The sequence below is a fragment of the Tenuifilum sp. genome, assembly GCF_037481895.1.
Lineage (GTDB): Bacteria > Bacteroidota > Bacteroidia > Bacteroidales > Tenuifilaceae > Tenuifilum > Tenuifilum osseticum.
The window spans coordinates 1-26,546 of record NZ_JBBFKU010000014.1 but is presented as its reverse complement, the minus strand read 5'-3'; the positions used below and the strand labels follow the sequence as shown (position 1 = coordinate 26,546).

Sequence of the window (26,546 nt, the reverse complement as noted above, 5' to 3'; positions counted from 1 at the left end):
AGTTATTTAGGTATGTACGATTGTTCTGCCGGTCCGCTCCAGGGCATGAAAAACGAAAAAGTACTCCCCTCGCCCAGCTTGCTCTCAACCCATATTTTTCCGCCATGCGCCTCCACAATCTTTTTAACGTAGCTAAGGCCTAAACCAAAGCCCTTCACGTTATGTATATTGCCGCTTGGAACCCTGTAAAACTGGTCAAAAATCTTTTTCAGGTTGTCGCGGCTAATGCCAATACCATTATCCTTAACTGCAACAACTATTCCATTAGACACGTCTTTGGTGATAATGTTTATTACCGGATTACCATTTCGGTACTTGGTGGCATTATCGAGTAGGTTATTTATAACATTTGTGATATGAACCTCATCGGCCTTAACGATGGGCGATTTGGCGTTGAATTCATGAATAATTATTCCATCCTGTGAGTTGAGCTGCAGGGCAAAGTTATTGGTTACCTTTTTGATAACGTCGTGAACATCAACCTCCTTGATCTTAAGCCGCAGCTTGGCGCGTTCAAATATTGCCATTTGTAACACCTTTTCCACCTGCAAGCCGAGCCGCTTACTCTCATCGGCTATAACACCACCCAGGTAATCGAGGTTTTTACGCTCATGGGGTATGCTTTTATCGTTAAGCATTTGCGCAGCAAGCGATATGGTTGATATGGGTGTTTTTAGCTCGTGGGTCATGTTACTTACAAAGTCATTTCTTATTTCCGATATCCTTTTCTGCTTGAAGATAATGTAAAGCGTGATTGTAAATATAGAAATAATTAACAATGTGAGCAATAGGGTTCCAAAGGTCATGGGGCCCAATGATCCCAGCAGGTAAGTTTTTTGGTTTGGAAAGTAAAGGGTTAAAAAGTAACGGCGTGCAAAGAAATCGTTAGGGAAAAGCTTGTCGCGCAAAACAAGACCCCTGAAGTTTGCCTTAAACCGTGGGCTGCTGTAAATGGTGCTATCCTTCTCGTTGGTTACCCGATACTCGTACCGGGCATCAATGCCCTTGCGGGTAAGTTCGCGATGAATAATGGAATCGAGCTGTTCCTGCGAAATCCTTTCATGTAGCGGGAGCTCAACCCGGATCATACGGTCAACAATGTTCTCAACAAAAACCGTTTTCTTGAGCAGCTTGTCGTTTACATTAACGCTAAGCTGTTGTCGATTCGATTCAGCTGGATCCGATGAAATTTTTACCGGTAAGTTACCCAGTAAGCTCGAATCAAATAGGGTTTTGGTTATTGCTGGCAGCTTAAGGGTATCGAGGTTATTCAGCGTAAAAACCTGTTGGCTTATTTGCTTGGTTCTGAATCCACTTTTGGTCTTGTTCAGGATATCCTGGCGGTACGACATCCGTGCGGAACCGCTGGTGTTTACCGAGTAGTAGGGCTTTATTTCATCAATTACCTGAACTATGGTTTCCTGCTTTTCTACCTCATCAATTATGCGTTCCATTGCCAGGCTGGCTGTTTGGGCAAACTGCTCCTCTTTGATTTGCACAGCAATCCTTATCCATTTGGACTGTAGTAGAACCAAGCCTATTGACGCAATGGTAATAACCCCTGTAAGTATGAATAGTAATTTCCTGCTCATGAGAGCAAAGGTAATTTTTATGAAATGGCTTGGGCTACTCTTAACAAAGTTTAACCCTGAAGAGTGTTTTGATAACAGAATTACGTAGATTGCTGATTATGAAACTAAACCGTTTTAACTATTCAGCGCAGTAGGGTTCCTTAAGCTTTAGGAGGGAGGGTTGAACGTGGGTTATAACCTGAATTCCTTTTATTGATTTCAAATGCTTAAGCATATCGGCAATAAACTGTTCGTCGGTATCGCCACTTATCTCCATAATATAATCAATGTTTGATAGCTTTGCATGTAGAACCCTACCCGTAACCTTATTGCCTATAAGGGTGATTACCCTTCCTGCATAGGTTTGCCTATCGGTAAACGAAGGGAAGCCCAAAATATCCTCAAGTTCAGTATTATGGGTTAGAGAGAAAGTGCACGCCTGATTGATATTCCAGACCATTTGGCTTATACTCAACGATGAGGCAATAGCCAGGAGCTTGAACTCAGTTGGCTCATCTTTAAGTATTTGCTTTTTTGATGCAACCATGAGGTAATGGGTTTGTCCACAAAGTTAAAGTTTTTGAATAAAAAAACGGGCGTTGGCCCGTTTTGTACTACTTTTTCTTTATCAGGAATAAATACACCGGGAAATGGTCGGAATATCCACCGGTAAAATTGTTTCCAACGTAGGTTCGCCAGGGGTAACCGGCGAATTGACCGCTTGGTTGCTGTAAAAATGGTTTGTTAAACACTTTTGACTTGAAGAATGTCCACGTTGACTTATCGCCGTTCAAAAGGGCTTGGGTAATAATTAGGTTATCAAAAAGATTCCATGAATCGCGGTAGGCCAATGTTCCAATCCCTTCGTGGTATAAGCTGCCCATGGCATTGAATAGTTCGCCTGGCTTCAGCTTTTCACGGTAAGGATTTGCTCCCAGTCCCTTTACAATGCTGGGGCTATCGGGGTCATCGTTCAAGTCGCCCATAATAATAATCTTGGCATTTGCATCGGTTGCCAGAATGGAATCGACAATGGAACGGGTTAGCCTGGCTGCCGCCATACGGAAAGGCAGGCTACGCTTTTCGCCACCCCGGCGCGAAGGCCAATGGTTAACAATGATATGCAGAGGCTCCCCATCGAGTAAACCGCTAACAACCAGCTGATCGCGAGTCTTAAAGTTTGGGTTATCGGGAATACGAAGCGTAGCAGAACGGTGCGAAGTTACCTTAAAGAACTCGGGACGGTAAAGCAAACCAACATCTACTCCACGGGCATCGGGCGAATCGTAATGCACAATTGAATACCCTGAAGGTTTAAGCTTTGGGGAAGCAATTAAATCTTCAAGTACGTTTCTATTCTCAATCTCACAAACTCCAAGTATTGCAGGTCCCCCGGGAAATAATTCCCCGCCAATTTGCGAAATTACATCTGACATGTGGTCAATCTTATGCCAGTACCGGGCCGACGTGAACTTATTTGCTCCCTCAGGGGTAAACTCAGTATCGTTTGGGCCTGGTATGGTATCGAACAGGTTCTCCAAATTGTAAAACGCTATGCAGCTTACCTTATACTGTTCTTTTTGGTCAGTGGCCTGAGCAAATAGCAGATGAACAGAAAGTAGCAAAAAAGCAAACACCATTGTGGCCCTTTGTAGTAATATTTTACACATATACTGTTAATTTATAGAAAAAGTATGCCGACAAAGATAAAACTAAACGAAAAAAAAGAATTTAAAAAATGAAAAATTATATTAAAAAGTGTCATTTTTGCAAGTGCAATTATAGTTTTAAATTTTAGAATTATCCACTGAAACTGAATATTTAAATGAGGCGATTACTTTTAATGTTAATGGTTGGGTTGTTTTACAGCACAACCACTGTACTGGCTCAATACAATGTGAGCGGGTACGTTAAGGACTCCCAAACCGGTAGTGCTTTGCCCGGTGTAACCGTACAAGTGGTGGGAATAAACCAAGCCGCAACCACCGATGCTAACGGCTACTATCAGTTCTCGGGTCTTCAGGCAGGCAAGTACATCATTGACTACATCCTATCCGGGTACCAAACGGTTGAAAATGAGGTAAATGTTGAAGGCGATCTTCAACTGCCCGATGTTACAATGAATAGAGGTTTACCCGACGATGCTTACGCAACGTTTAACGAGGTGACAGTTTCGCTCGACGACCTCGAGAGCGAATCGAAAGGGCAAGCCGTGAGCGGATTACTTCAATCGCAAAACGATGCTTTCTCCTCAGCTGCTTCGTTTACTTTTAGCGCAGCCCGCTTTAATATTAGGGGATACGAACCGGAATACTCGCTATTGTTCATGAACGGTGTTCCTGTTAACGATCCTGAAAGCGGTTTTGCCGGATGGAGTTCATGGGGCGGTTTAAACGATGTAACCCGAAACAGGGAGTCGAGAAATGGGTTAACTCCAACCGATTGGTCGTTCGGCGGGCTTGGCGGTGCAACCTTCCTGAATGTACGGGCATCGCAGCAACGTATCGGAACACGTATTTCTTACGCATCGAGCAATAGAACCTACACCAACAGGCTCATGTTTACCCATTCAACCGGGTTAATGGAGAATGGGGTTGCTTTCACCCTAAGCGGTTCGCGCCGTTGGGCTGAAGAGGGTTATGTTGAAGGTACCAACTACGATGCATGGGCTTACTTTATTGGCATTGAAAAGAAATTTAACGATAAGCACTCCGTTGCATTCACTACCTTTAATGCACCAATAAAAAGGGCCATGCAGGGTGTATCGACCGATGAGGCCAATAACCTTGCCGGATCTAACTTTTACAATCCCAACTGGGGTTACCAAAACGGCGAAAAACGCAACGCTCGCGTTAGGTTCCAGCAAGAGCCTACCTTTATTCTTAACCACTACTGGGATATTAACTCAAACCTGAAGCTGACCTCTACAGCTGGATTCTCGTTTGGCACATACCAAACAACCGGCCTTAACTGGTACGATGCTCAGGATCCCCGCCCCGATTACTACCGTAAACTCCCCAGCTACTGGGTTGATTCCGATCCTGCAGTTGTAAGCCAGTTAGCCGATGCTTTCAGGAATGATCCATCGGTTGGACAGCTTGATTGGGATTACATGTACCAGGTAAACTACAACAGCAAGGATGCCAACGACAGCCTTCGCTCAAAGTATATTGTTGAAAACAGAATTACTGACTCACGCCAGCTTACTTTATCGAGCGTGGTGAACTGGAGCGTCCTTCCGGAACTTAAGGTTAATGGAGGAATCGATGCGTCAATCTATAAGGGAAAGAACTATAAACGAATGGACGATTTGCTGGGTGGCCAGTACTGGTTGGACATTGACCAGTTTGTTGAGCGCGATTACTTTGATAACCCAAACCTCGCTCAGAACGACTTGGATAATCCGAACCGTAAGGTTAAGGTTGGCGATACCTTTGGCTACAGCTACGATGCCAACGTAAACAACGGAAACCTATGGGCAGTGGCAAACTACACCCTAAACCGTATCGATATTTATGCCGGAGCAAACTACAGCTATAGCGAGTTCTGGCGTACTGGGAACATGCGGAATGGCCGCTTCCCCGATAACTCCAAGGGCGACTCGCCAAAGCAAGTGTTTAATAACTATGGGGTAAAAACCGGTGCTACGTGGAAAATTACCGGTCGCCACTACCTCGATGCTAACCTTGCCTACCTTACCCGGGCTCCGTTCTTCCGTAATTCATACATTTCGCCCCGTACCAGTAACTTTGTAATTCCGGGCTTAACCAGCGAGCGAATTGCCGCTGTTGATGTAAACTACAACCTTCGTACCCCATACATCAAAGCCAGAGTATCGGCATACTACACAAAGTTCATGGATCAAACCGAACTCAAATCGTTTTACGACGATACCTATCGCACCTTTATAAACTACACCATGCGTGGGATAGAGAAAGTTCACAGAGGTGTTGAAGTTGGAGCCGAAATTAAACTTTCCACAACATTAACCCTTAATACTGCTGCCTCGCTGGGTTCATACCAGTTTACCTCAAGACCTCTGGCAACGGTTACTCAGGATAACCTGGGAACAGTGCTGCAGCAGGATCAGGTTGTTTACATCAAGAATTTCTATGTACCTAACACGCCTCAAACTGCAGCAATGTTAGGTTTAAGGTATGCATCGCCTAAGTACTGGTTTTTGGGTGCCGAGGTTAGCTACTACGATCATTCCTACATTGATTTTGCCCCTGGCAAGCGTACCGCTGAAGCCTTACAGGGACTTGAGCCCAACGACCCCCGGCGCGATGCGCTAACCCGACAGGAAAAAATGCCTTCGGCCATGCTTATCGATGCTAATATTGGAAAATCGTGGAGGTATAAATCGTACTTTATTAACCTTAACTTCCAGGTTACAAATATTCTTGATAAAACCGATTTCAGAACCGGAGGGTTTGAACAGGCCCGCTACTCAATTACCGAGCAAACTTCAGACAAGTTCCCTCCCAAGTATTTCTACGGTTTTGGTCGTACATACTTCTTGATTTTAGGTCTCAGATTTTAAAAACGAATTAAATTGGTTAAGATGAGAAAAGTAGCACTTATACTCACAATCCTAACAGCAGGAGCACTAATGTTATCAGCTCCCGGATGTGTGGATTTCACATACGATGAGGTAGAGCCCAGGGTGGATTCAACAACGCTTGTAGCCAATACTACCATTGCTGAGCTTAAGGCCATGTACCCTGGGGAACTGTACCAGCTAAACGAAAACACTTTCTTCCAGCGCGATTCAATTATCATTGAAGGTGTTGTTACTTCCGACGATAAGGAAGGCAATTTCTACAAAAGCATCTTCATTCAGGATGCAACAGGTGCAATTGAGCTAAAGCTCAATAAAACATCGCTATATAACGATTACAAACGCGGTCAAAAAATTGTGGTATACTGCAATGGTCTTTACCTTGGCGATTACGGTGGGCAAATACAGCTTGGTTCCATATACAATAATAATGGAAACTGGGAAATTAGCGGGTTGGAAGGTGATCCAATAATTAAAATGCACGTATTCAAAAAGGGGAAACAGCTTGTTGACGTTGCCCCATTATCCATGACCCCTGCCTTGCTCACGCAGGTTAACATTGGTAAATTGGTAAAGTTTGATAATGTGCAAATAAAGGATACCCTGTCGCCAATTACCGATACAACTTATACTTATGCCGATAACGTTAACAAGGTTACGGTTAACCATACCCTGGTTGCCTGTTCACAAACGTACCCAAGTACAGTTGTTCTACGCACAAGTGGCTTCGCACGCTTTGCAGGTACAACAATTGCCACCAAAAATGGAACAGTTACAGGTATTCTAACCTACTATAAGGGAACTTACCAGCTGCTTATGCGCGATTTAAACGATATCAATTTTACAAACGATAGGTGTCAACAGTAAAAGGGAGAAGATGTATATGAAAAGGAAATATTTTATAGTACTTGCCATACTGGCCCTTGCTGGGTTAGTATTAGTAACTGGCTCCTGTGTAAAGGAAGATTTTGATACACCTCCCGTATACAGCAAGGTTGCCACCTGGGAAAAGAGTATTACCATAGCTCAGCTAAAGACGCTTTACAATACAGCACCAGCGCTAATTAAAGATGTTGCTCCGGCTGGATTCTGGAAGAACGTTTACGATGAAAACCAGAGAGATTCCATTTCAGGAATATTTGTTGATGCCTATGTGCTCTCAAGCGATTCAGCCGGGAACTTTTATGAAACCGTAACCATAGCCGATGAAACCGGAGGTATTGAACTAAAGATAAACACAAGTGACATTTACGCTACCTACGGACTAAAACCCGGTAAAAGAGTGCTTGTTAAAGTTGATAATCTGGCTATTGACAACTATAACGGTATGTACCAAATAGGCTTGGGCTATACCGATGGTGGTGTACTCAAGGTTACAGGTATCGACCCCTCGGCAGTTGCCAAAACCATTCAGGTAACCGGGGAAAAAATCAGCTTAAATCCAGAAACAATCACCATCCCAACTTTAAGCACTGATAAGGTGCAAAAGCTTGTTAAGCTTGAGGGTGTTCAATTCTGGAACCCTGCCGCAACCTATAGTATTCCCGGTGTGAATACAAACCGTATACTTGTTGACCAGAATGGTAACCAAATCATTCTGCGAAATAGCGGTTACGCAAAATTTACCAAGGATCAAGTTCCAACCGGTAGTGGTTCTATAACCGGTGTTCTAAGCATATTTGGTAGCACCTACCAGCTCCTTATTCGCGACACCCTTGATGTTAAATTTAACCAGCCCCGATTTGGTTCAGAGGTGCCTGCTAAAAACACTACCATAGAACAGCTTAAGCTCTTCTATGATGGTTCTGCGCTATATCAAATACCATACGATTTAGTTATTGAAGGGGTTGTTACGGCAAACGATGAGTCAGGAAACCTTTACAAACAGCTCTTTATTGAAGATGAAACGGCTGCCATTGAGTTTAAGGTTGATGTTGCCGGTTTATATGCCGATTTCCCCGTGGGCACTAAAATCAGGGTAAAATGTAAGGATCTTTATATGGGCACCTACGGTGGTGTTATACAGCTTGGCGGCAATTTTGGTGGTCAAATAGGAAGGCTTGCAGCAAGCGATTTCTACAAAAATGTTTTTGTAATTAGTACCGGCAACGAGGTTAGCGTAACTGAAACCTCTATTGGTCAGCTAAGCAACAATTTAATTGGCAAGGTTGTTACCCTGTCAGGAGTTCAATTTGCCGATTACGAGATGGGTAAAACCTATGCTGAAAGCGCTTCAACTACAAATAGAATACTTGAAGAGGTGGCAACCGGCAAAACCATTATTGTTAGAACAAGTAACTATGCAAACTTTGCTGGAGTTCAACTGCCAACTGGCCGTGGTAAAATCACAGCTATTCTTACAAAGTACAACAGCGATTTTCAGCTTACCATCCGTAAAGTTGGGGAGGTTCGCTTAATTGAACCTAGGTTGAACAAAAATTTCATTTTGAATCAGGACTTCACCCTGGCCACGGTAAATAGCCCAATCAGCATTAACGGTTGGCAAACCATTGCTGTAGCCGGAACAAAGGTTTGGAATGCTAAGCAATATAGTGGAAATGTATATGCACGAATGAGTGCTTTCCAGTCAAACGAAAGTAGTAATATTGCCTGGTTAATTTCACCAAAAATTACCATTCCAAGCGGGAAAGACGTTTTCTTTAAATTTGATACCGAGTATTCCTTCTGGGCTAATGCTACCCTTGAGGTATACATATCCAAGAACTATGACGGAACTAACCCTGGGACTGCTGAATGGACAAAACTCGATGCAACAATTGCAAATCAATCGGTTGGCCAGTACACATGGGTAAATTCAGGATTGATAAAACTTAATGATTTTGCAGGTGATGCCTATATTGGTTTTAAATACACCGGTAGCAACACGCTTTCAACAACCTTTGATGTTGATAACATAGCAGTTTTCACCTTGCAATAATCGTTACTATCAAAATAAAAGGCCGGGTTTCCCCGGCCTTTATTATTTTGCTTACTCCCATTACCCTAAAACACTGGCCCGGCAAAGGCTTTAACATCGTTACCGGTTATTTGCTTATCGCAAAGTATGATCAAACGCTCAATAACGTTTCGCAACTCACGAATATTCCCAGTCCATTTGAGCTTCTGAAGCTCTTCAATGGCATCGGGGTTAATAATCTTGGGTGGGATACCATACTCGGCGCAAATCTGCTCGTTGAAGTGCTGAGCAAGGAGGGGTATATCCTCTAGCCGGTCGCAAAGGGGCGGCACATTAATAATTATAACGCTAAGGCGGTGGTACAAATCCTCGCGAAAGTTTCCCTTTTCAATTTCCTGCGTAAGGTTTTTATTGGTTGCAGCAATTACACGCACATTTACAGTAATATCCTTATCGCTGCCTACCCTGCTAATCTTATTCTCCTGCAAAGCCCTAAGCACTTTTGCCTGGGCGCTAAGGCTCATATCGCCAATTTCATCGAGGAATAGGGTACCACCGTCGGCCTGCTCAAACTTACCCTTCCGCTGCTTTATGGCCGAGGTAAATGCGCCTTTCTCATGTCCGAAAAGTTCGCTCTCAATCAATTCCGAAGGGATTGCAGCACAGTTAACTTCCACAAACGGCATGGCTGCCCGGTTACTCTTCTCGTGTAACCAGCGGGCTACCAGTTCCTTGCCAGTTCCATTGGGGCCAGTTATTAGAACACGAGCCTCGGTGGGTGCCACGCGGTCAATCATCTCCTTAACCTTTACTATTGCGGGCGATTGCCCTACAATATCGTAAGCCTTGGAAACCTTTCGCTTAAGCGTTTTTGCCTCCTGAATCAGAACTGTTTTATCGGTTGCATTCCGAATGGTAATTAGCAAGCGGTTAAGATCGAGAGGTTTTTCAATGAAATCGTATGCCCCCTTTTTGATTGCATCAACAGCCGTGTCGATATTACCATGTCCGGAAATCATTACCACGGGTACATCGGGCTGACGCTCCTGTAACTTCTCAAGCACCTCTATTCCATCCATCTGCGGCATTTTGATATCGCAAAGCACCAGCTCATAGGCACCATTATCAAACATCTCAAGTCCGGCATGGCCGTCCTCGGCAACATCAACACTATGCCCTTCAACCTCCAGGATATCTTTCAGTGTATTGCGAATAGCCTTTTCGTCGTCAATTACCAATATTTTGGACATAACCAGTATTTTGGTGTAAAGATAAAAAAAATAGTTAGATGTTACCAGCTAACAGTTCCAGCCCCAAAACCCTAAAAACTGCTCGTTTCAATCCTATAATTCGTAATTTCAGAACGGGTAGGAGAACCCTTTATCCTTTATCCTTTATCCTTTATCCTTTACCCTTTACCCTTTATCCTTATTACTTAGTTCCACCCAAAATCCTTCCTTCAGGGCGTAATCGGACTGAAACATCCTTTTGATGCCAAGCTTCTGTACCAGTAAGTTTACAAATATCGATGCTGGAATAATCAAATCGACCCTTATAGGGTCAAGCCCTGGCAGTGCAAGCCTTTGGGCGTGTGTTGACGTAACAAAAAAGTGATGTAGATTTAAGTATTCATCAACAGGTATCTCGGCCGAAAACTTTGATGTGTCATGAATAATCCCTTTGTGCGCTAGTATTTTTCTGAAGGAATCGAACGCACCTGAACTACCAGCCATAACCCTAGGATTTAGGTTTGCTGCCGCCAGTAACAATGGTTCAACTGTTTGAAGCATGTAGTTTTCAATGGCTTCAAGCTCATGGGTAGTAATGGGATCGGAAATTGGGAAACCCTCGGCAATTCGGGTAACGCCAAGGTTAAAGCTTTGCAACCAGAATATTTGTTCCGAGTTGGCTAAAATGGTCTCGTTGCTACCGCCTCCAATGTCAACCACAACTGCTGGACTTTTACCTAAACTTACAGCTGCATTTACCCCCTTCCATATCAGCTCAGCTTCCCGATTACCATCAATAACCTCAACATCGATGTTGAACCTTTGCTTAACCTCATCTACAAACTCTTGCCCATTCGACGCATCGCGCACAGCCGACGTGGCAAATGCGAAGCAACGGTTAGCGCCTAAGCGTTTTGCAGTAATTAGTTGTGTGTTTATAGCTTTAAAAGCCCTTTGCATGGCTTCGGGTGTAAGACTACCGCTACTAAAACCGCCCTCGCCAAGCTTTACAGGCAACTTGCTCTCATGAAGAATTTTCCCAGAGGTTTGAGCCACCAATAAGTTAAAGGTATTGGTGCCCATATCGATAATAGCTACAATCATCCTTTATAGTTCCACTCCCTGTAGAATTGCTCTAAAAAAGTTTCCATAAACCTATGCCTCTCCTCGGCCAGGGCTTTAGCCGTAGCGGTGTTCATCCTATCCTTCAGGAGTAAAAGCTTTTCGTAGAAATGGTTAATGGTGTGCCCTTTGGCTGTTTTATACTCCTCAAAGGTTGAATGAAACTGAGGTTCCACATTGGGAAGGTACAAGGGGCGTTGCTTTGAGCCCCCAAAGGCAAAAGCCCGGGCAATGCCAATTGCGCCAATGGCATCGAGCCTATCGGCATCCTGAACAACCATGGCTTCAATACTACGTGGTGTGGTATCGACACCAGCCCCTTTATATGACACCTGCTCCACAATCCCTAAAATGTCAGCAATCTGTTTACTGTTGTAACCGGCTGCCTTGAGTATTAAGGTTGCATTCGGATATCCTTCTCCTCCCTTTAACTTCCAGTCGTCGGTATCGTGAACAAGTGCTGCCGGCTCAACAAGCAGAACATCGGCCCTTTCGTGCTTGGCTAAATGTATTGCCAGCTGTGTTACTCTATGAACATGCCACCAGTCGTGCCCGGTAGTGTCGTGCTCAAAAAAATCCTTAACCAGCCTGTAAAGTTCGGCTATATCTGTCTGATTCATTAATATTAGTTGAAATATAAAGGATGATTGAAATTAACGAAAATAACAGTCTACATTTTAAAATTAGTGTTAAATTCATTTATTTAACATCTGCTATTTAATAAAAAAGCGCGTCTTAAACGCGCTCAAAAAAATCATCCTAATACTTTATTGTTTCATGAAGTTCGAGCGTGTCTCTTCCTGAAAACTCTTTTATTAACACATTTCTATTAAAAACTGAAACATGAACACTGTCCCCAATTACTATTAAATCTAATTTCCAATCATCATTATATTCATTGTATATTGTAAAACCATTAGGAACTATGACTGTATCTCTCCAAATACCTTTATTGTCAAAATAACTAACTTTATAAGTTTGCTGATTACCCGTAATTACTACAGGAAAAGTATAATTACCTTTATAGCATGATGTTAGTGCTACAGTTAACACTAGACCTAACAAAAAACGTTTCATGTTTTTCAGATTTTAAGTTATACACAAAAGTAAAAAAATTCTACTGATTTAATACACTTGGTGTGGCAAAGAAATAAATTCAATTAATATCTACTGTCCTACAAAAAGATTTTAAGATTTAATAAAACCTTTATATGTATAACTTCTGATATGAATAGCAAATGTAGGAAATGAGTTTTCTTATAATATTTCTTCGCCTCCGGCGAAACAAAATCATTTTAACTCGTATCGATTAAACTCTTTTATAGAAATTTTAATATTCCTCGTGGAAGTTAAAGATTCAATGTTGTATAGTTTTGACATTTGTCATGCTGAGCCCAGCCGAAGCATCTCTTTGTACCTTAAATCCTTTTTTCCCTTTTAGCTGGTTTACTTGTAATCGCTCTTTGCCATGTTTTTCTATGTGCGAAACAACGTTTCACCCTTACTATTTGGAAAAAGTATTGCGTGCATCGCTATACAAGTGTGAATAGTCGTGGAATTACAAGTGTTTAGCACTTACGAGGCTGGAAGCGTTGTTCGTTGTTCGTGAAAACTACCTCACCTCCAGCCCTTTTCCCTAGAGGGAATGGAGCGGAAGAAGCAGGCAATGGCATAAAAGCCTGACCCGACAATGGGTCGTGGGTGGAACGTTGTGGTGGGCTTAGTAAGCGATACCACATGAGTCACGCCGAAGGCGTGGCGAATTGTATCGCGCAGCAGTTCCACCCACGGGGCACCCATCGGGTCGGGCTTTTCAGCCTTGATTTTCTTTGGTTCTTTCTTGTATCAAGACAAGAAAGAACGTGTAAATCGCTCTTTGCATTGCCTATCTGTTGCGATGCAACGTATCACCCTTGCACTTTGGAAAAAGTATTGCGTGCATCGCTATACATGTGGGAGTGGCCATGGGATTACAAATGTTACGCCCCTACGGGGTTGGAAAGGTTGTACGTTGTTCATGTATTGTTATTCGTGAATGCCATTCAGTACACTGTGTATCACTGTGTAACTCTGTGATACTTTCCTTTGCGCGGTTCATGAGACAATTGCATGCTGAGCTAGCCGAAACAACTCTTTGCTCTTTTTTCACTTTTAGTTTTGACTGAGATCCTTCGCTAACGCTCAGGATGACAATGAAAGTGTCCTAAATCATTTTTATAAATCTGTCCAAAGAATATGGGGTTAAACCACTTTTTTTATTGTCTAATGGATTAGTCGTAAAATAATGCACTCCCTTTAGGATCTTCCTCAAAATCGGTAGAACGACAGCGCGGGCAGCGGGGAGATGCTTTAAACCTAAACTGTCCGCCACACTTACATTTGCCCACAAATTCCTCAATTGCAGCCTCATAACTATCCTTTGGAAGTGGCTCACCCGGAAAAAGTTCCTTGATTAAACTATCGTAGTGTGCGGTAGCAAGGCTATATGGCTGATTCAAACCTTTAAGATACCTTAAGTGTAATTCGCCCAACTGCTCAAATTTTACAGACTTATGTTTTCCGCATGTATCGCAGCGGAGCATGTGAAAAGTAAATCCACCGCCATCCATTATTTTAAAACGTCGGCCGCAATTTTTACAAATACCATAATACTGTATACCCATAGCTTTTAAAATTTTGTTTTGATGACAAATATGAAATGGTGAAACGACAAATTCTGTCGGTATTAAAATTAGTGGAAATTTTTGCCATTTGGCTACTCCCACCCCTCAAGTCCATCGAATAGAGTTGGGCCGGATTGAATGTTTTTGCGCTTGTTACTCTTTTTTCTGTAGTTAAGGAAGAAAAATCGCTGGGCATCAAAAGTTGAAATTGCCTTTCTTACCCTGTTTACCGTTTCCTTGCTCACCTCAACATTGGCCACCCCTTTTATTTGAGTGATTTCAAAGCGTCGTTTAGCTGAGTTCTTCTCAACCTGAACCGTTGCTTTTTCATCGCCGCTGACATGCAAGAAAAACGAACGTTTTGCCATTAATTCCCGCGTATATGAGGCCACACAGTTCCGCATTTTTTTGCCCTCGGCAGCAAGAGCCGCAGGCGAATCAATCAGAGTAATCCCCTTGGGCAGGGTTAAGCTATCAGTATAAAGTGGTTTTGGTTTTTTGCTTAAGCTCGGAAAGGACTTTAGGTTTATTGCATAATCGTGAAAACCGGCCAATAACTCGCGGGTTGAGTCGTAGCTATTATTGAACCTGATTGGGCTAACATCACCTGAACTTTGAGTATTTTCCTTGGATAGCAATTCGAGCATTTCGCTCAGTTTTTGATGTGCAATGCAGCAATCAGCCTTTACCTTACAGTAGTAGGTTAAGTTGATGTAACGGAAATACTGATAATTTCGGGCATACTGCAATGTTAACTTTTCAATACGCTCTAGTGTAGTTTGAGCATTTTGAGCAACCATGAGGAGCAGTAAAGCCACGTTTATCTTGTCCCACGAGTCGAAAAAAGGTTGCGATAACACATTCCTGTAAAACATCCGTGGTGAAACCTTTTCTGACAATTCATCGCTAACTATTAACTGTGCGAGCGCCAAAGGATTGGTAACTCTTCGTTCAATAATTGGCTTAAGCAGCAAAGCATGTGCGAAAAGAATAGGGTAAGGAAACGCTTTTAGTAGCCAATCTATCCCAAGCGGATTACAGAATGTATCCAAATGTTCGGCAGAGCTGAGGAAACTAAAATTCGAAGGAATTGAGAGCACTGTGCCTGTGGAATTGCTTACCTCAACCACAAACTTTTCAGGCGTAGTGCCGTTTTGCTTGTTCCAAAAAATCCATCGTGTAAGGTGTTGCTCCTTAACTTTACCGTAGCTCAAAGTTGATTTCCCCAGCATAAACTAATGATATGATAAATTATCACTCCTTGCCTCCCTACCTAAAATTAGGAACTAAACCGTGCGAAACCAAGGTTTGAACTATCAAATTTTAAACATGTTAATAATTTAACTATATTGCTGTCTGTCTTTTTCTTATACATAACATAGACCTGATATCCGAAAGTGAAATGTGCCCAGAAATCAGAATATCAAAACCACATGTTGCATCTTTCCTGCTAATAGCTTATTGACAAAGGAAGATTGAAATAATGATTACATTAAAAGTTGCGTGCTTCAATTTTTTGCATATTACACTGTGCAAATAAACAATAAAATGCACAGTATATTGTGAAATTAATTAACTTTACCTAAAAAAATGGAGCAGCTTAACATCATTTACCACGAGTTAACAGATAAGGTAAAAACTGGATTTACAAGGTATTTGCTTCCAAAAATCAACTGGAATGCAAGACTTATAGCCATTACAGGGCCAAGAGGAGTTGGAAAAACTACACTAATGTTACAAAAAATTAAGATTGAAAACAAAATAGATGAAAGTCTTTACGTTTCGCTCGATAATATTTATTTTTCAAACCATACATTGTTCGAATTGGCTGGTTACTTTTATAGGTATGGCGGCCGCCATTTATTTATTGATGAGGTACATAAGTATGAAACCTGGTCACAAGAAATAAAAAATATTTACGATAGTTTTCCCGATTTGCAAATTGTGTTTAGCGGTAGTTCTATTCTCGATATTTATAAAGGTTTTGGTGATTTAAGCAGGCGTGTTGTCCCCTATCATTTAAATGGATTATCATTTCGCGAATATTTGATATTCGAAACAGGGCAAGATACGGAAGCATATAGCCTTGACCAAATACTTTCTCAAAAAGTGAAAATAAAACTCGAAAATCCTTTGATTCACTTCAAAAAGTACTTAAATCATGGGTATTACCCGTTTTACAAGGACGACGATTTTATGATTCGATTAACAGGAACTGTAAATGCTGTATTAGAGGTAGATATTCCAAAATATTTAGACTTGAAGGTTTCAACCATCGATAAACTAAAACATTTGTTGCAAATAATTTCCGAAAGTGTTCCTTTTAAACCAAATTACTCTAAAATTGCTGATATAATCGGGGTATCCAGAAATTTATTACCTGATTATCTTGCTTATCTTGAAAAAGCTGGCTTAATTCTTGAGTTAACCAACGAAACCAAAGGTATTAGAAGGCTAGGAAAAGTAAACAAGGTTTACCTGAACAATCCGAACTTAGCCTACATGCTAAGTGGTGAACATGCCAATATTGGCAATATCAGAGAAACATTTTTCTTCAATCAACTTAAATTAAATCACAAAGTATTTTCTTCTGAAACAGTAGATTTTAAGGTAGAAGGTAATGAATTTGAAATAGGTGGCAAGAGCAAAGGCAATAAACAGATTTCCAAACTTTCCAATGCCTATATAGTAAAAGACGACATTGAATATGGTTTTGGAAATACCATCCCGCTTTGGCATTTTGGTTTGTTGTATTAGTAATAGCTAATTTACCCCAAACCCCATTTCTAAACACTAACTATTTCCCCTTTGCATTCAAAATCGGCTAATGGTAAAATGTTTACTACCTTTGTTGCCAATAAGCAAATCTATGACTCGACGTATTCAACCCTTTGCCGTTTACAGCGATGGCAGGGGGAATATATTTGAAAACCCCAAACTATTTGCGGCGGGACGCTCGGGAAACCATGTTTATCCCCTGTACCTCGACGAAATGATACCCCTGCCCTATGGCAGCGAACTTTTTGAGCTTCCCGGTCGTAAGGTTTTAGGCTATTCCCGAAAGGGTGAGCTGGTTGAAAGCAATCAGGGGATTGCCTGCGCTGCCTTTATTGCACCGGCCCACACCCAGCTCTCCATAGCTGCATGGGCTAACACTCCCAATGCTCCTGTTCTTCCGTTGTACGCCTATACGGCTATTGGCTGGTACAACGGACAGTTCTACGTTCCAGCCCTGCGAATCGACCCCGATACCCGACAGGATTGCGAAAACTTCAACCAGAAAATTATTATTAAACGAGGCAAAGAGCTAAAATTGCGATTCCCAAACAATAGGCTAATCCACCACCTGGTGGATAACTGCGCCTTTAGCTACCTTTGCCCTGCTGCCCGAAACTACGTGATGAATAGGTGGGAGGCTCCGTTACCTACCTCGCCCACCTGTAACGCACGCTGCGTGGGGTGCATTTCCAAACAGGACGGGAGTGAATCGCCGGTGCACGAGTCGCAGCACAGGCTTACCTTTGTGCCTACAGTCGATGAAATTGTTGGAGTAGCCGTTCCGCACCTCGAAACAGCACCTAACCCGGTGGTGAGTTTTGGCCAGGGGTGCGAGGGTGAACCCCTGATGCAGTGGGAGTTGCTACGCGATGCCATAAAGGCTATAAGAGCAAAAACCTCAAAGGGTATAATTAACCTGAATACCAATGGTAGTAGGCCAAAGGCGGTTGAGGAGCTTTTTAGGGTTGGACTCAACAGCATTAGGGTAAGCATGAACTCAGCTCAGGAAAAATGGTATAACCTATACATCCGTCCGGTAAACTTCACCCAAGCCGATGCCATTGAGTCGCTCAGAATTGCCCGACGGTTTAATGCATGGTCGTCAATCAACTACTTTGTAATGCCCGGCATTACCGATACGGCCGAAGAGCTGAATGCGCTGAAGGAGATTATTGAATATGCGCGTATCAACATGATACAGTGGCGCAACTTCAACATTGACCCCGATTGGCTTTTTAGCCGAATAGAATTTGACGGACAGGGCGAGCCCCTGGGGATAAAACAAATAATGGAACAAATACGTAAACTATACCCCTGGGTTTACTTTGGTTACTTTAACCCGCCATCAAACATTATTGAGAAGTATCAGTTTAAATAGATATAGAACAATGGAAACATACATCTGTAAGGCTTGCAATTTAAAGTTTGATGCTAACGGAAGTAAAACGGAATGGATTGATGCCGCATTTGGACCATGCAGCAAGATGGTAGCCAAGTGTCCAGAATGCGGAAATGAGTGCGATGAATACCGTGCTCCCAAGCAGGGTTCGGCTGATAGCCACCATCATGTTTCACATACCCCAGCCTGCGGTTCCTGCTGCGGGGGATGTGGACTATAACCAATAAATTAAAATGATATGGTTGAGATTAAAGTCCTTGGAATAGGATGCCCAAACTGCCACAAGCTGGAAGCTATGTGCCACGAGGTGGTAAACGAACTGGGCATTGAGGCGCGCATTGAGAGCGTAACGGATATGAATCAATTTATGGATTACGGGGTGCTGCTAACCCCTGTCCTGGTTATAAATAACGAGGTCAAGGTTCAGGGGAAATTACCCCTTAAGCCCACTCTTGTAAACTGGATTAAGCAAGGGGCCAAATAGCATGAATGCCTGCATTTGCAGGCATTCAATGTAAGTTCTACCAAGTATTCACATCGTAATCGGGCACCTTGCGAACTCGCTTGGCTACCTCCTGGCCTTTCTCGTTAATGCCAATTACAAACTCAACCATATCACCCTCAATGAGTTCCTCAAACTCACCATCCTCAACATCCTGATAGTGGAAGAAAAGGTTGTTGGGCGGATACTGAATGAAACCGTAGCCATTGTTCACACTTAAAATGCGTGCACGCTTGGCTTCCTCATCGGTAATGGTTTCTTTAGTCGCCTGACGGGGCTGGCTGTAGTCCTGAACCGCAAAGAGGTTCTCAACCACCTTATCCTTACGCTTTAACCCATCGTTAATGAGTTCGTGCATGGGTAGGGGGTAAGTAACCTCACGAAGCAACTCCTGCGAGGTGCGCGTGGTTACCTCGCGGCCTTGGTCGTCGGTGTAATCAAAATCCCACGCTAAAACCATAACCTTAGTTCCCAACGAGTTGATTTTGCGGATAAGCGGAACGTAGTCGCCATCGGAGGTGATAAGCACCAGAACGTTAAAGCGCTTGTAGAGCGTTTGCTCAAAAGCTTCAAGGGCAAGCCACACATCAATTCCTTTATCCTCGCGGCGTCCACCACGCGGGCGAATGGGAAGGTAGTGGGTAATAACCCCTTCGGACATCAGGATATCATCGAATACCCTGTCGTTGTAGAGCTGATTTCCACGCTGGCTTGCCTCCTGGGCGCTGATGCGGCCACGGAAAAAATGTGCCTCAATCAGCTGGCAGAAATTAGGGTCTACACCCTCCTCGTTGGCAACCATATGCCGAATAAACTCATGTAAACCGGCAATATTCAACCTCTTTTTCCGCTGATGGAAGTAGTTGTAGTAGTTGCTTACATGCAGGAAGTAGTTCCCGTCGTAGAACACGCCAATGCGTATCAAATCCTTTCTCTGGTTTTTTAGAGCCATGTTTAATAGATTTTGGATTGTTAATTAACTTAATTAGCTGCTAGTCTCTTTGAGTGCAAAGAGGCTGCAAATATAATTCTTTAGCACTCACACAAAAAAAATATATCTAAATAATGCGATATCTTAATGCAAACGTTTACAGGTCGATAATTCCATTTTTAATGGCATACTTAACCAAATCGACAGTAGTGGTTAACTCCAGCTTCTGCATGATATGATTTTTATGGGACTCCACGGTTCTAACGCTGATAAAAAGTTTATCGGCAATAAGCTGATTTGAGTATCCCTGGGCAACCATGCGCAGTATCTCCATTTCGCGAGGCGTCAGTTTTTTATCCTCGTATTCCTCAACCCTTTCGGGGTTTTTGATTTGCCTGAGGTAACTTTTAAGGATGATTCCCGATACCTCCTTGCTAAAATACTCGCTCCCGCCATAAACCTGCTCAATTGCCTCAACCAGCTCCTCGCGCGAGATGCTTTTATGCAGGTACCCCTTTGCGCCATTGCGGAGCGAGTTGAAAATGTACTCCTGCTCGGTATGCATGGAAAGGATTATCACCTTGGTTCCAGGGTAGCTGGTGGTAACAACCTTTGCCAGCTCAATCCCCGACATTTCCGGCAGCGATATATCAACCAGCAAAACATCGGGCTTTGCACCCTCAATCTGGCTAAGCATGGTTTTAGCGCAATCCGATTCTGCCACAACCTCAATGTTTGGCAAGTTAGTCAGCAGCGATCGGATGCCATCGCGAACCAGCTGGTGGTCTTCAACCAGTGCAACTCTTATCTTATCCATTTACCGTTTGATTTTGTGGCTTTAATGGAAATTGGGCAACTATTTTAGTGCCCTTCCCCTGTGAGGAGATAATATTGATACTTCCGTTCAGCAGGATTGCCCTCTCCTTCATATTGTATAAACCATTACCGGTATCGGTGGGCGTGGAAGTGTTAAACCCTACGCCGTTATCCTCAATAATCAGGTGTAGGTTGCTAAAGTCAGCGTAAACAGTAATGTTGGCTCTACTTGCCCCGGAATGCTTTATTACATTGGTAAGGGCTTCCTGAACTATCCTGTATACATAGGTTTTAAGGAGTTGGTCGATAGGTTCCGGCAGAACACCAACGGTAAGACCAACACTAATTCCCGAATTGCTTTCCACCTCGTTGCACAGATTCCGAAGCACCACCGCTAAACTAAACTCCTTAAGGGCGGCAGGCATTAAGTTATTGGAAATGCGCCGCACTTCCTCAATTGTATGATTGAACATTTGCTTTACCTGTGCAAGGGTAGCATTCAGTTCGCCATCTATATCGTGGGGTATGCTTTCGAGCTTAAGCTTTATGGCCACAAGGTTCTGTCCCAACCCATCGTGTAGCTCACGCGATAGCCTCTGGCGCTCTTTTTCCTGACCATCAATTACCGATTTCACCTGGCGCATACGTTGCAGCTGCAGCTCACGCTCCATAAACTTACGGTGGGTAATATCGCGCACCACAACCGATTCAGCTACTTGACCCCTGAACTTAATGGATTTTACCTGAACCTCAACATAAAGCATATTGCCATTGTCTTGCCGCAACAAGCCCTCCACCGTAGGCTGACGTCCTTCCCTGGCCTCATTAAGCAAATCCTCATCAATCTTAATGATATCGAAAAGGCGAAGCCTGTATAGGGAGCTCTCTGGGTATCCGGTCATCTCAGGAAATGCTGGGTTGAAAAAAATAGGGACTCCCTCGTGGTGTATCACAATGGCATCAACCGATGCCCTATAGAACTGATTTAGCCTATCGTTAACCTCAAGCTGGTTCGATTTAAGCTCATTGAACTGAAACCTGATGCGGTAAGCCATTGGCTTTAGAATAGAAATGAACTCGCCCTTAGTGTTTTCTATCTCATGGTTTTCGGTTATACTCTTTTCAACCAGTAACAGCTCATTTTCAAGACTTGTTGCCTGCTGCATTACCTGAAATAACATTAATGCCAAAATAATCAATGTAATTATTACCATTGCAATAAAAGTCCTAACCAGTATTCGGCCAATGTTTGGTTTGAGTTGGTTATCCAAAACTTCCTGATACCCTGAGACAGAAACTGGTTTACTTAACTCAACCCACTGGCTGGCGTTTTGGTTTAACCTGATATTGTTACCAAGCGCAAGCTTAAGTTCGGCGCCAATCCACACCGCTATATCGGGATTAACCCTTTCAACAAGCAGAGCAAACAGATTGTCCCCATTATTCGCAAGCCTTAAAAGGGTGTAATCGTTTAACAATTTCAAATTCTTTAGCTGTGTTTCGTTTTGGTTGAAGTGAACTGTTAAATTCCCAGTATCGTCCAGGGAGTATAAAGCTTCCTCGTTCTCGGTTTTTACAATAACCCTGTTAATGTCATCGCTTTCAGTAAGTAAATGTTTTATTGAATTCCGAAATTGAGAATCGTTAAATGTGCTATTCTGATTCAGGTTAACCTGCGATAGCTTAATGCCTATCCCTTCAAGTCTTAGGGCAATAGCATTTACTGTTACCCTTTTAAATTCCTTTGCCCTGCTCAACTCGCTTGCAAACCAAAGAAGTAAAGCTGTAAATGCTAAAACAAATAGGAAAAGGTAATGGCGTTGGAATGAATATTTTAAAAGATTTTTGAATAAAATATTCCTATAGTTCATGGTTTAGGCAAATAATTTTAGCATTGTAATTTACGGAAACAATGAAATAATTCAATACCTTCAGCTGAAAAATTTTTAGTTGCACAGCATGGTTAAAAGCATAAGGTTTAGGGTGATTGATTTTGACGAAGATGGCTACCATTGGCTGGTTGAGTGCTCAGTAAACAATGCAGATTACTGGTTGGTGGTCGATACCGGGGCTACCCGAACAGTAATTGACCAATCAGTATTAGGTGAAATTGAAGTTAAAAGTCACCCTCAGGGTTTGGTTATTGGGTTTGGGTCACAAACCAACAGTATCGATACAGCAACCCTAAGCTCTGTCTGGATTGGTGGAATTGAGTTCACTAACCTTGAAGTGGCTGTTGCCGACCTAAGTAACCTCATTGAGCTCTACTCCCAAATGGCTAACGTTAAGCTGGCAGGCATTCTGGGGTGCGATTTTTTGATGCGCAATTCCACAAGCATAAACATTCACAGGAAACGCATTTACCTGAAACCTGTTAAAGGTGAAAATGAGTAACAGCTAAAGGCTGTTTGTATGTTAAAAAAAATTATATTTGCCCGATATTTTTGAAAACTGGCAAATTATCAACTTTTTAATACTTTAGAACGATGCAGAATAAAGGTGCGATCCGATTTATTGCCATTGCATTAGCGCTGGTGTGCTTGTACCAGCTTTCGTTTACTTATGTAACCTGGCGGGTTGAAAGCAAAGCCCGCGAATATGCAACGGTTAACAACATTTTTGATTCCAAGAAGTACGAGCATTACCTCGACTCCATGTCGCAGGAACAGGTGTACAATTTCCTTTTCGTACGAAAGTATAACTACAAGGAGTGTAAGGAAAGGGAAATAAACCTTGGCCTCGACCTGAAAGGTGGTATGAACGTTATGCTCGAGGTGTCAGTTACCGATTTGGTTAAAGCCTTGTCCAACAACAGTCAGGACAGCGCTTTTGTAAAAGCGCTAAACCTGGCAACCCAGATGCCCGGTAGCGAACACTTTATCGATAAGTTTGGCAAAGCCTTTAAGCAGGTGGCTCCAAACGCTCGGTTGGCTTCAATTTTCAATACCCCTGAACTACGGGGTCGTATTAACTTCGATTCTTCGGACGAGGATGTACTTAAGGTGCTGAAGCAGGAAGCCGAAAATGCTATTGATAACTCCTTCAACATTCTTCGTAACCGTATCGACAAGTTTGGTGTTGCACAACCCAATATTCAACGCCTCGAGAATTCAGGACTCATTCTTATCGAATTACCCGGTATTAAGGAACCTGAGCGTGTTCGCAAACTTCTACAGGGAACTGCAAGCCTTGAGTTTTGGGAAACCTACGAGTACAGCGAGTTGTTCAACAACTTTATGGCGGCCAACAGCACCCTTGCCGAAATCAATAAGGCAAGTCAGCCAACTGTTACCGAAACCGCTAAAAAAGATGAAACCACTGAGCAGAAGGATGAACTGCTAAGCAAACTTAAGGAAACCGAAAAGACCGATACCCTAAAGGCCGCAGCCGACATGGCTAAGGATTACCCCTTATTCAGCATTCTGCAGCCTAACCTATACAACAATCAACCCGCACCTGGCCCTGTGGTTGGCTATGCCCATATTAAAGACACTGCCCAGGTAAATGAAATTCTCAGAATGCCCAAGATTAGGGCATTATTCCCTCCCGATGTAAAATTCCGTTGGGGAGTTAAATCGCCCAAGTGGGACAAGAATAAGGTATTCTATGAACTTATTGCTCTTAAAGTAACCACCCGCGATGGCAAAGCACCCCTCGATGGTGGAGCCATTACCGATGCCCGCGAAGCTTTTGGCGATCGCAAGGGCGAAGCCGAGGTTGACATGGAAATGAATGCCGAAGGTGCACGTATTTGGGCACGTATGACCGGCGAAAACGTTGGTCGTTGCATTGCCATTGTGCTCGACGATTACGTTTACTCATTCCCTCGTGTTCAAACCGAAATTAAGGGTGGACGTTCACAAATTACTGGCGATTTCACCATAAACGAGGCTAAGGACCTTGCCAACGTGCTAAAGTCGGGTAAACTTCCTGCTCCTGCTCATATTGTTCAGGAACAATTGGTTGGTCCATCGCTCGGCAAGGAAGCCATTAACTCTGGAATGAACTCCTTTATTGTGTCGTTCATCATCGTGCTGCTTTACATGGTTGTTTACTACAGCCGTAGCGCTGGTTTAGTAGCCGACTTTGCCCTTGTAACCAACCTGTTCTTCATCATGGGCGTTATGGCATCGTTTGGTGCAACCCTAACCCTACCCGGTATTGCAGGTATTGTTCTTACCCTTGGTATGGCCGTTGACGCCAACGTACTTATTTTTGAGCGTATCCGCGAGGAACTCCGAGGTGGTAAAGGTTTGAGTTTAGCCGTTAAGGACGGTTACCGCAATGCGCTATCCGCTATTATCGACGGTAACGTTACCACACTGCTAACCGGTGTTATCCTTTACCTGTTTGGTTCAGGACCTATCCGTGGTTTTGCTACTACCCTGATGATTGGTATTATCACCTCGATGTTCTGCGGTATATTCATTACAAGGCTATTCCTGCTTTGGATGGAAAAACGCAACATTCCAATGATTTTCTCTACCAAACTTTCGGAAAATGCTTTCCAAAAAGTTAACATCGATTTCATTGGGCTACGTAAAAAGGCTTATGTCTTCTCCGGCACTTTGATTGCCATTGCAATTATTTCGTTAGCCGTTCGTGGTTTGAACCCGGGTATCGATTTTGCCGGTGGACGTTCATACATTGTTCGCTTCCAGAATACCGTTTCTACCCAGGAGGTAAGCAAATCGCTTAAAACATACCTTGGCGAAGCCCCCGAAGTAAAAACCATTGGCGCATCGAACCAGGTAAAAATTACCACCAAGTACAAAGTAGCCGATAACGACCCCAATGTAGATAACGAGGTTGATTCATTGGTTTACCTCGGTGTTAAACCGTTTATGGCCGATGGCGCTAACTTTAGCGACTTCCAGCACGATTACAAGCAAAGCTCCATTAAGATTGGGCCTACCATTGCCCACGATATCAAACGCGATGCTTACATTGCGGTGTTCTTTGCCCTTATAGTAATTTTTGTTTACATCCTTATCAGGTTCAGGTACTGGAGCTACAGTGCCGGCGGTGTTATAGCTCTTTTCCACGACTCGCTAATCACCATTGGATTGTTCTCAATCCTTTACTACAGGGTACCTTTCAACATGGAGATTGACCAATCGTTTATTGCAGCTATCCTAACCATTATTGGTTACTCCATTAACGACACGGTTATTATTTTCGACCGTATCCGTGAGTACATGGGTCTGCACCCCAAACGCACCAAGAAGGAGAATATGAATAGCGCTATTAACGATACGCTGAGCCGTACATTCTCTACATCATTCTCCACACTCACTGTACTTATCCCAATGTTCTTCTTTGGTGGTGAAGTAATTCGTGGTTTTGTCTTCGCTCTTATCGTTGGTATTCTAATTGGTACCTACTCCTCAATTTTTGTAGCAGCACCAATTGCTTACGATCTAGAGAAACGTAAAGAGGATAAGAAAAACAAGTAATCTATATCGATGCTTAAAAAAAGGCGACCCTAACGGTCGCCTTTTTCTTTTACTAATCTCCCCTAAAAATATTTCCGCCTCACCTTTTTTTATTTGCCCAATTGAATTTGTTAATTCATGGTATTTTTGGCTTTGTTGTTCATTTTAACATTCCTCAAACATCAACATATTCCGTCTATTCCGCCTCATTCCTTCATAAAATCACCCATGTCTAGTCCTGAAATAAGTCTACAGGTTAGAAATAGATTTAAGCGACACACATAAAAACATCATCAGGGGTTTTAAGGCCCAAAGATACATGTAATCTTTTGGAGTTGTAAATACTCACGGCCTGATCGACTGCTTTTCTGGCCAGGTGGGTAGAGGGGAATGTCTGGTCGAGGAAGAACTCGTCTTTGAGGATGCCGTTGACGCGTTCGGCCACGGCGTTCTCGTAGCAGTGGTTCTCCTGGGTCATGCTGGGGAGTATGCCGTGGCTGAGCAGGCAGTCGGTGTAGGCGGCGGAGCAGTACTGGACGCCCCGGTCGGAGTGGTGGATAAGCCCCGGAGCAGGGCGGGCCACCTGCAGAGCTCGCTTGAGGGCTCGCAGGCAGCCCGCCAG

General features: G+C 43.1%; 23 protein-coding genes. 9 read left to right on the top strand and 14 right to left on the bottom strand.

The window, feature by feature from the left end; translation table 11 throughout:
• Nucleotides 1-2: 2 nt before the first annotated feature.
• The 3 genes from WHS63_RS05850 to WHS63_RS05840 all read right to left on the bottom strand — a co-directional run bounded on the left by WHS63_RS05850 (nt 3) and on the right by WHS63_RS05840 (nt 3,241).
• Nucleotides 3-1,592 carry a sensor histidine kinase gene (locus WHS63_RS05850; protein ID WP_445204296.1) on the bottom strand — a complete coding sequence of 530 codons (1,590 nt, stop codon included), beginning with the start codon at nt 1,590-1,592 and terminating at the stop codon, nt 3-5.
• Nucleotides 1,593-1,710: 118 nt separating this feature from the next.
• A complete protein-coding gene (locus tag WHS63_RS05845) occupies nt 1,711-2,118 on the bottom strand; it encodes an IPExxxVDY family protein (RefSeq protein WP_445204295.1) in 408 nt (135 codons plus the stop codon).
• A 67-nt stretch (nt 2,119-2,185) separates the two neighbouring features.
• Complete coding sequence (locus tag WHS63_RS05840) at nt 2,186-3,241, bottom strand: endonuclease/exonuclease/phosphatase family protein (RefSeq protein WP_445204294.1); 1,056 nt, start codon at nt 3,239-3,241, stop codon at nt 2,186-2,188.
• Between the two features lie 155 nt (nt 3,242-3,396).
• Between WHS63_RS05840 and WHS63_RS05835 the strand changes: the two genes are divergently transcribed.
• Genes WHS63_RS05835 through WHS63_RS05825 form a run of 3 tightly spaced genes read left to right on the top strand, consistent with a single transcriptional unit; the run spans nt 3,397 to nt 9,070 of the window.
• Complete coding sequence (locus WHS63_RS05835; RefSeq protein ID WP_445204293.1) at nt 3,397-6,114, top strand: carboxypeptidase-like regulatory domain-containing protein; 2,718 nt, start codon at nt 3,397-3,399, stop codon at nt 6,112-6,114.
• A gap of 21 nt (nt 6,115-6,135) precedes the next feature.
• Entirely contained in the window at nt 6,136-6,999 is an 864-nt protein-coding gene (locus WHS63_RS05830; RefSeq protein ID WP_445204292.1) for a DUF5689 domain-containing protein, read from the top strand.
• Nucleotides 7,000-7,015: 16 nt separating this feature from the next.
• Nucleotides 7,016-9,070, top strand: coding sequence for a DUF5689 domain-containing protein (locus WHS63_RS05825; protein WP_445204291.1), 2,055 nt, complete (start codon nt 7,016-7,018; stop codon nt 9,068-9,070).
• A gap of 65 nt (nt 9,071-9,135) precedes the next feature.
• Here WHS63_RS05825 and WHS63_RS05820 read toward each other — a convergent pair whose 3' ends face one another.
• The 7 genes from WHS63_RS05820 to WHS63_RS05790 all read right to left on the bottom strand — a co-directional run bounded on the left by WHS63_RS05820 (nt 9,136) and on the right by WHS63_RS05790 (nt 15,295).
• The gene (locus WHS63_RS05820; protein ID WP_445204290.1) at nt 9,136-10,299 is read right to left on the bottom strand and encodes a sigma-54-dependent transcriptional regulator; all 1,164 of its coding nucleotides are present in this window, start codon (nt 10,297-10,299) and stop codon (nt 9,136-9,138) included.
• 165 nt (nt 10,300-10,464) lie between these two features.
• The gene (locus WHS63_RS05815; protein WP_445204289.1) at nt 10,465-11,382 is read right to left on the bottom strand and encodes a Ppx/GppA phosphatase family protein; all 918 of its coding nucleotides are present in this window, start codon (nt 11,380-11,382) and stop codon (nt 10,465-10,467) included.
• Entirely contained in the window at nt 11,379-12,020 is a 642-nt protein-coding gene (locus WHS63_RS05810) for an HD domain-containing protein (protein WP_445204288.1), read from the bottom strand. Before WHS63_RS05810 ends, WHS63_RS05815 begins: the two co-directional genes overlap by 4 nt.
• Nucleotides 12,021-12,159: 139 nt before the next feature.
• A complete protein-coding gene (locus WHS63_RS05805) occupies nt 12,160-12,477 on the bottom strand; it encodes a lipoprotein (RefSeq protein ID WP_445204287.1) in 318 nt (105 codons plus the stop codon).
• 540 nt (nt 12,478-13,017) lie between these two features.
• Complete coding sequence (locus tag WHS63_RS05800) at nt 13,018-13,200, bottom strand: hypothetical protein (protein WP_445204286.1); 183 nt, start codon at nt 13,198-13,200, stop codon at nt 13,018-13,020.
• Nucleotides 13,201-13,670: 470 nt separating this feature from the next.
• Nucleotides 13,671-14,063 carry a hypothetical protein gene (locus tag WHS63_RS05795; RefSeq protein ID WP_445204285.1) on the bottom strand — a complete coding sequence of 131 codons (393 nt, stop codon included), beginning with the start codon at nt 14,061-14,063 and terminating at the stop codon, nt 13,671-13,673.
• 92 nt (nt 14,064-14,155) lie between these two features.
• A complete protein-coding gene (locus tag WHS63_RS05790; RefSeq protein ID WP_445204284.1) occupies nt 14,156-15,295 on the bottom strand; it encodes a PcfJ domain-containing protein in 1,140 nt (379 codons plus the stop codon).
• Nucleotides 15,296-15,653: 358 nt separating this feature from the next.
• Between WHS63_RS05790 and WHS63_RS05785 the strand changes: the two genes are divergently transcribed.
• The 4 genes from WHS63_RS05785 to WHS63_RS05770 all read left to right on the top strand — a co-directional run bounded on the left by WHS63_RS05785 (nt 15,654) and on the right by WHS63_RS05770 (nt 18,724).
• Nucleotides 15,654-16,820, top strand: a complete 1,167-nt coding sequence (locus WHS63_RS05785; RefSeq protein WP_445204283.1) for an ATP-binding protein — start codon at nt 15,654-15,656, stop codon at nt 16,818-16,820.
• A gap of 112 nt (nt 16,821-16,932) precedes the next feature.
• Complete coding sequence (locus WHS63_RS05780; protein WP_445204282.1) at nt 16,933-18,219, top strand: radical SAM protein; 1,287 nt, start codon at nt 16,933-16,935, stop codon at nt 18,217-18,219.
• Between the two features lie 10 nt (nt 18,220-18,229).
• Nucleotides 18,230-18,460, top strand: a complete 231-nt coding sequence (locus WHS63_RS05775; protein ID WP_445204281.1) for a hypothetical protein — start codon at nt 18,230-18,232, stop codon at nt 18,458-18,460.
• A gap of 18 nt (nt 18,461-18,478) precedes the next feature.
• A complete protein-coding gene (locus WHS63_RS05770; protein WP_445204280.1) occupies nt 18,479-18,724 on the top strand; it encodes a thioredoxin family protein in 246 nt (81 codons plus the stop codon).
• A 37-nt stretch (nt 18,725-18,761) separates the two neighbouring features.
• Here WHS63_RS05770 and WHS63_RS05765 read toward each other — a convergent pair whose 3' ends face one another.
• The 3 genes from WHS63_RS05765 to WHS63_RS05755 form a co-directional block, all read right to left on the bottom strand.
• Entirely contained in the window at nt 18,762-19,694 is a 933-nt protein-coding gene (locus WHS63_RS05765) for an NYN domain-containing protein (protein WP_445204279.1), read from the bottom strand.
• Between the two features lie 136 nt (nt 19,695-19,830).
• Nucleotides 19,831-20,490: a response regulator transcription factor gene (locus WHS63_RS05760; protein WP_445204278.1), complete on the bottom strand. Its 660-nt coding sequence runs from the start codon at nt 20,488-20,490 to the stop codon at nt 19,831-19,833.
• A complete protein-coding gene (locus WHS63_RS05755) occupies nt 20,483-22,360 on the bottom strand; it encodes a histidine kinase (protein ID WP_445204277.1) in 1,878 nt (625 codons plus the stop codon). The genes WHS63_RS05760 and WHS63_RS05755 overlap by 8 nt, the downstream gene beginning before the upstream one ends.
• Nucleotides 22,361-22,448: 88 nt before the next feature.
• Here WHS63_RS05755 and WHS63_RS05750 point away from each other — a divergent pair, with 88 nt between their 5' ends.
• Together WHS63_RS05750 and secDF are read left to right on the top strand one after the other, a co-directional pair.
• Nucleotides 22,449-22,883 (top strand): aspartyl protease family protein, encoded by a 435-nt coding sequence (locus WHS63_RS05750; protein WP_445204276.1) that lies wholly within the window; start codon nt 22,449-22,451, stop codon nt 22,881-22,883.
• Nucleotides 22,884-22,975: 92 nt separating this feature from the next.
• Nucleotides 22,976-25,945: a protein translocase subunit SecDF gene (gene secDF / locus WHS63_RS05745; RefSeq protein ID WP_445204275.1), complete on the top strand. Its 2,970-nt coding sequence runs from the start codon at nt 22,976-22,978 to the stop codon at nt 25,943-25,945.
• Nucleotides 25,946-26,192: 247 nt separating this feature from the next.
• Here the strand turns inward: secDF and WHS63_RS05740 are convergent.
• Nucleotides 26,193-26,546: transposase (locus WHS63_RS05740; protein ID WP_445204274.1), on the bottom strand; the 354-nt coding region annotated here is incomplete at its 5' end.

Excerpts from the sequence above, each read along its gene's own strand:
- WHS63_RS05850 (WP_445204296.1), bottom strand. The coding sequence starts at position 1,592 with ATGAGCAGGAAATTACTATTCATACTTACAGGGGTTATTACCATTGCG.
- WHS63_RS05845 (WP_445204295.1), bottom strand. The coding sequence starts at position 2,118 with ATGGTTGCATCAAAAAAGCAAATACTTAAAGATGAGCCAACTGAGTTC.
- WHS63_RS05840 (WP_445204294.1), bottom strand. The coding sequence starts at position 3,241 with ATGTGTAAAATATTACTACAAAGGGCCACAATGGTGTTTGCTTTTTTG.
- WHS63_RS05835 (WP_445204293.1), top strand. The coding sequence starts at position 3,397 with ATGAGGCGATTACTTTTAATGTTAATGGTTGGGTTGTTTTACAGCACA.
- WHS63_RS05830 (WP_445204292.1), top strand. The coding sequence starts at position 6,136 with ATGAGAAAAGTAGCACTTATACTCACAATCCTAACAGCAGGAGCACTA.
- WHS63_RS05825 (WP_445204291.1), top strand. The coding sequence starts at position 7,016 with ATGAAAAGGAAATATTTTATAGTACTTGCCATACTGGCCCTTGCTGGG.
- WHS63_RS05820 (WP_445204290.1), bottom strand. The coding sequence starts at position 10,299 with ATGTCCAAAATATTGGTAATTGACGACGAAAAGGCTATTCGCAATACA.
- WHS63_RS05815 (WP_445204289.1), bottom strand. The coding sequence starts at position 11,382 with ATGATTGTAGCTATTATCGATATGGGCACCAATACCTTTAACTTATTG.
- WHS63_RS05810 (WP_445204288.1), bottom strand. The coding sequence starts at position 12,020 with ATGAATCAGACAGATATAGCCGAACTTTACAGGCTGGTTAAGGATTTT.
- WHS63_RS05805 (WP_445204287.1), bottom strand. The coding sequence starts at position 12,477 with ATGAAACGTTTTTTGTTAGGTCTAGTGTTAACTGTAGCACTAACATCA.
- WHS63_RS05800 (WP_445204286.1), bottom strand. The coding sequence starts at position 13,200 with ATGGGTGCCCCGTGGGTGGAACTGCTGCGCGATACAATTCGCCACGCC.
- WHS63_RS05795 (WP_445204285.1), bottom strand. The coding sequence starts at position 14,063 with ATGGGTATACAGTATTATGGTATTTGTAAAAATTGCGGCCGACGTTTT.
- WHS63_RS05790 (WP_445204284.1), bottom strand. The coding sequence starts at position 15,295 with ATGCTGGGGAAATCAACTTTGAGCTACGGTAAAGTTAAGGAGCAACAC.
- WHS63_RS05785 (WP_445204283.1), top strand. The coding sequence starts at position 15,654 with ATGGAGCAGCTTAACATCATTTACCACGAGTTAACAGATAAGGTAAAA.
- WHS63_RS05780 (WP_445204282.1), top strand. The coding sequence starts at position 16,933 with ATGACTCGACGTATTCAACCCTTTGCCGTTTACAGCGATGGCAGGGGG.
- WHS63_RS05775 (WP_445204281.1), top strand. The coding sequence starts at position 18,230 with ATGGAAACATACATCTGTAAGGCTTGCAATTTAAAGTTTGATGCTAAC.
- WHS63_RS05770 (WP_445204280.1), top strand. The coding sequence starts at position 18,479 with ATGGTTGAGATTAAAGTCCTTGGAATAGGATGCCCAAACTGCCACAAG.
- WHS63_RS05765 (WP_445204279.1), bottom strand. The coding sequence starts at position 19,694 with ATGGCTCTAAAAAACCAGAGAAAGGATTTGATACGCATTGGCGTGTTC.
- WHS63_RS05760 (WP_445204278.1), bottom strand. The coding sequence starts at position 20,490 with ATGGATAAGATAAGAGTTGCACTGGTTGAAGACCACCAGCTGGTTCGC.
- WHS63_RS05755 (WP_445204277.1), bottom strand. The coding sequence starts at position 22,360 with ATGAACTATAGGAATATTTTATTCAAAAATCTTTTAAAATATTCATTC.
- WHS63_RS05750 (WP_445204276.1), top strand. The coding sequence starts at position 22,449 with ATGGTTAAAAGCATAAGGTTTAGGGTGATTGATTTTGACGAAGATGGC.
- secDF (WP_445204275.1), top strand. The coding sequence starts at position 22,976 with ATGCAGAATAAAGGTGCGATCCGATTTATTGCCATTGCATTAGCGCTG.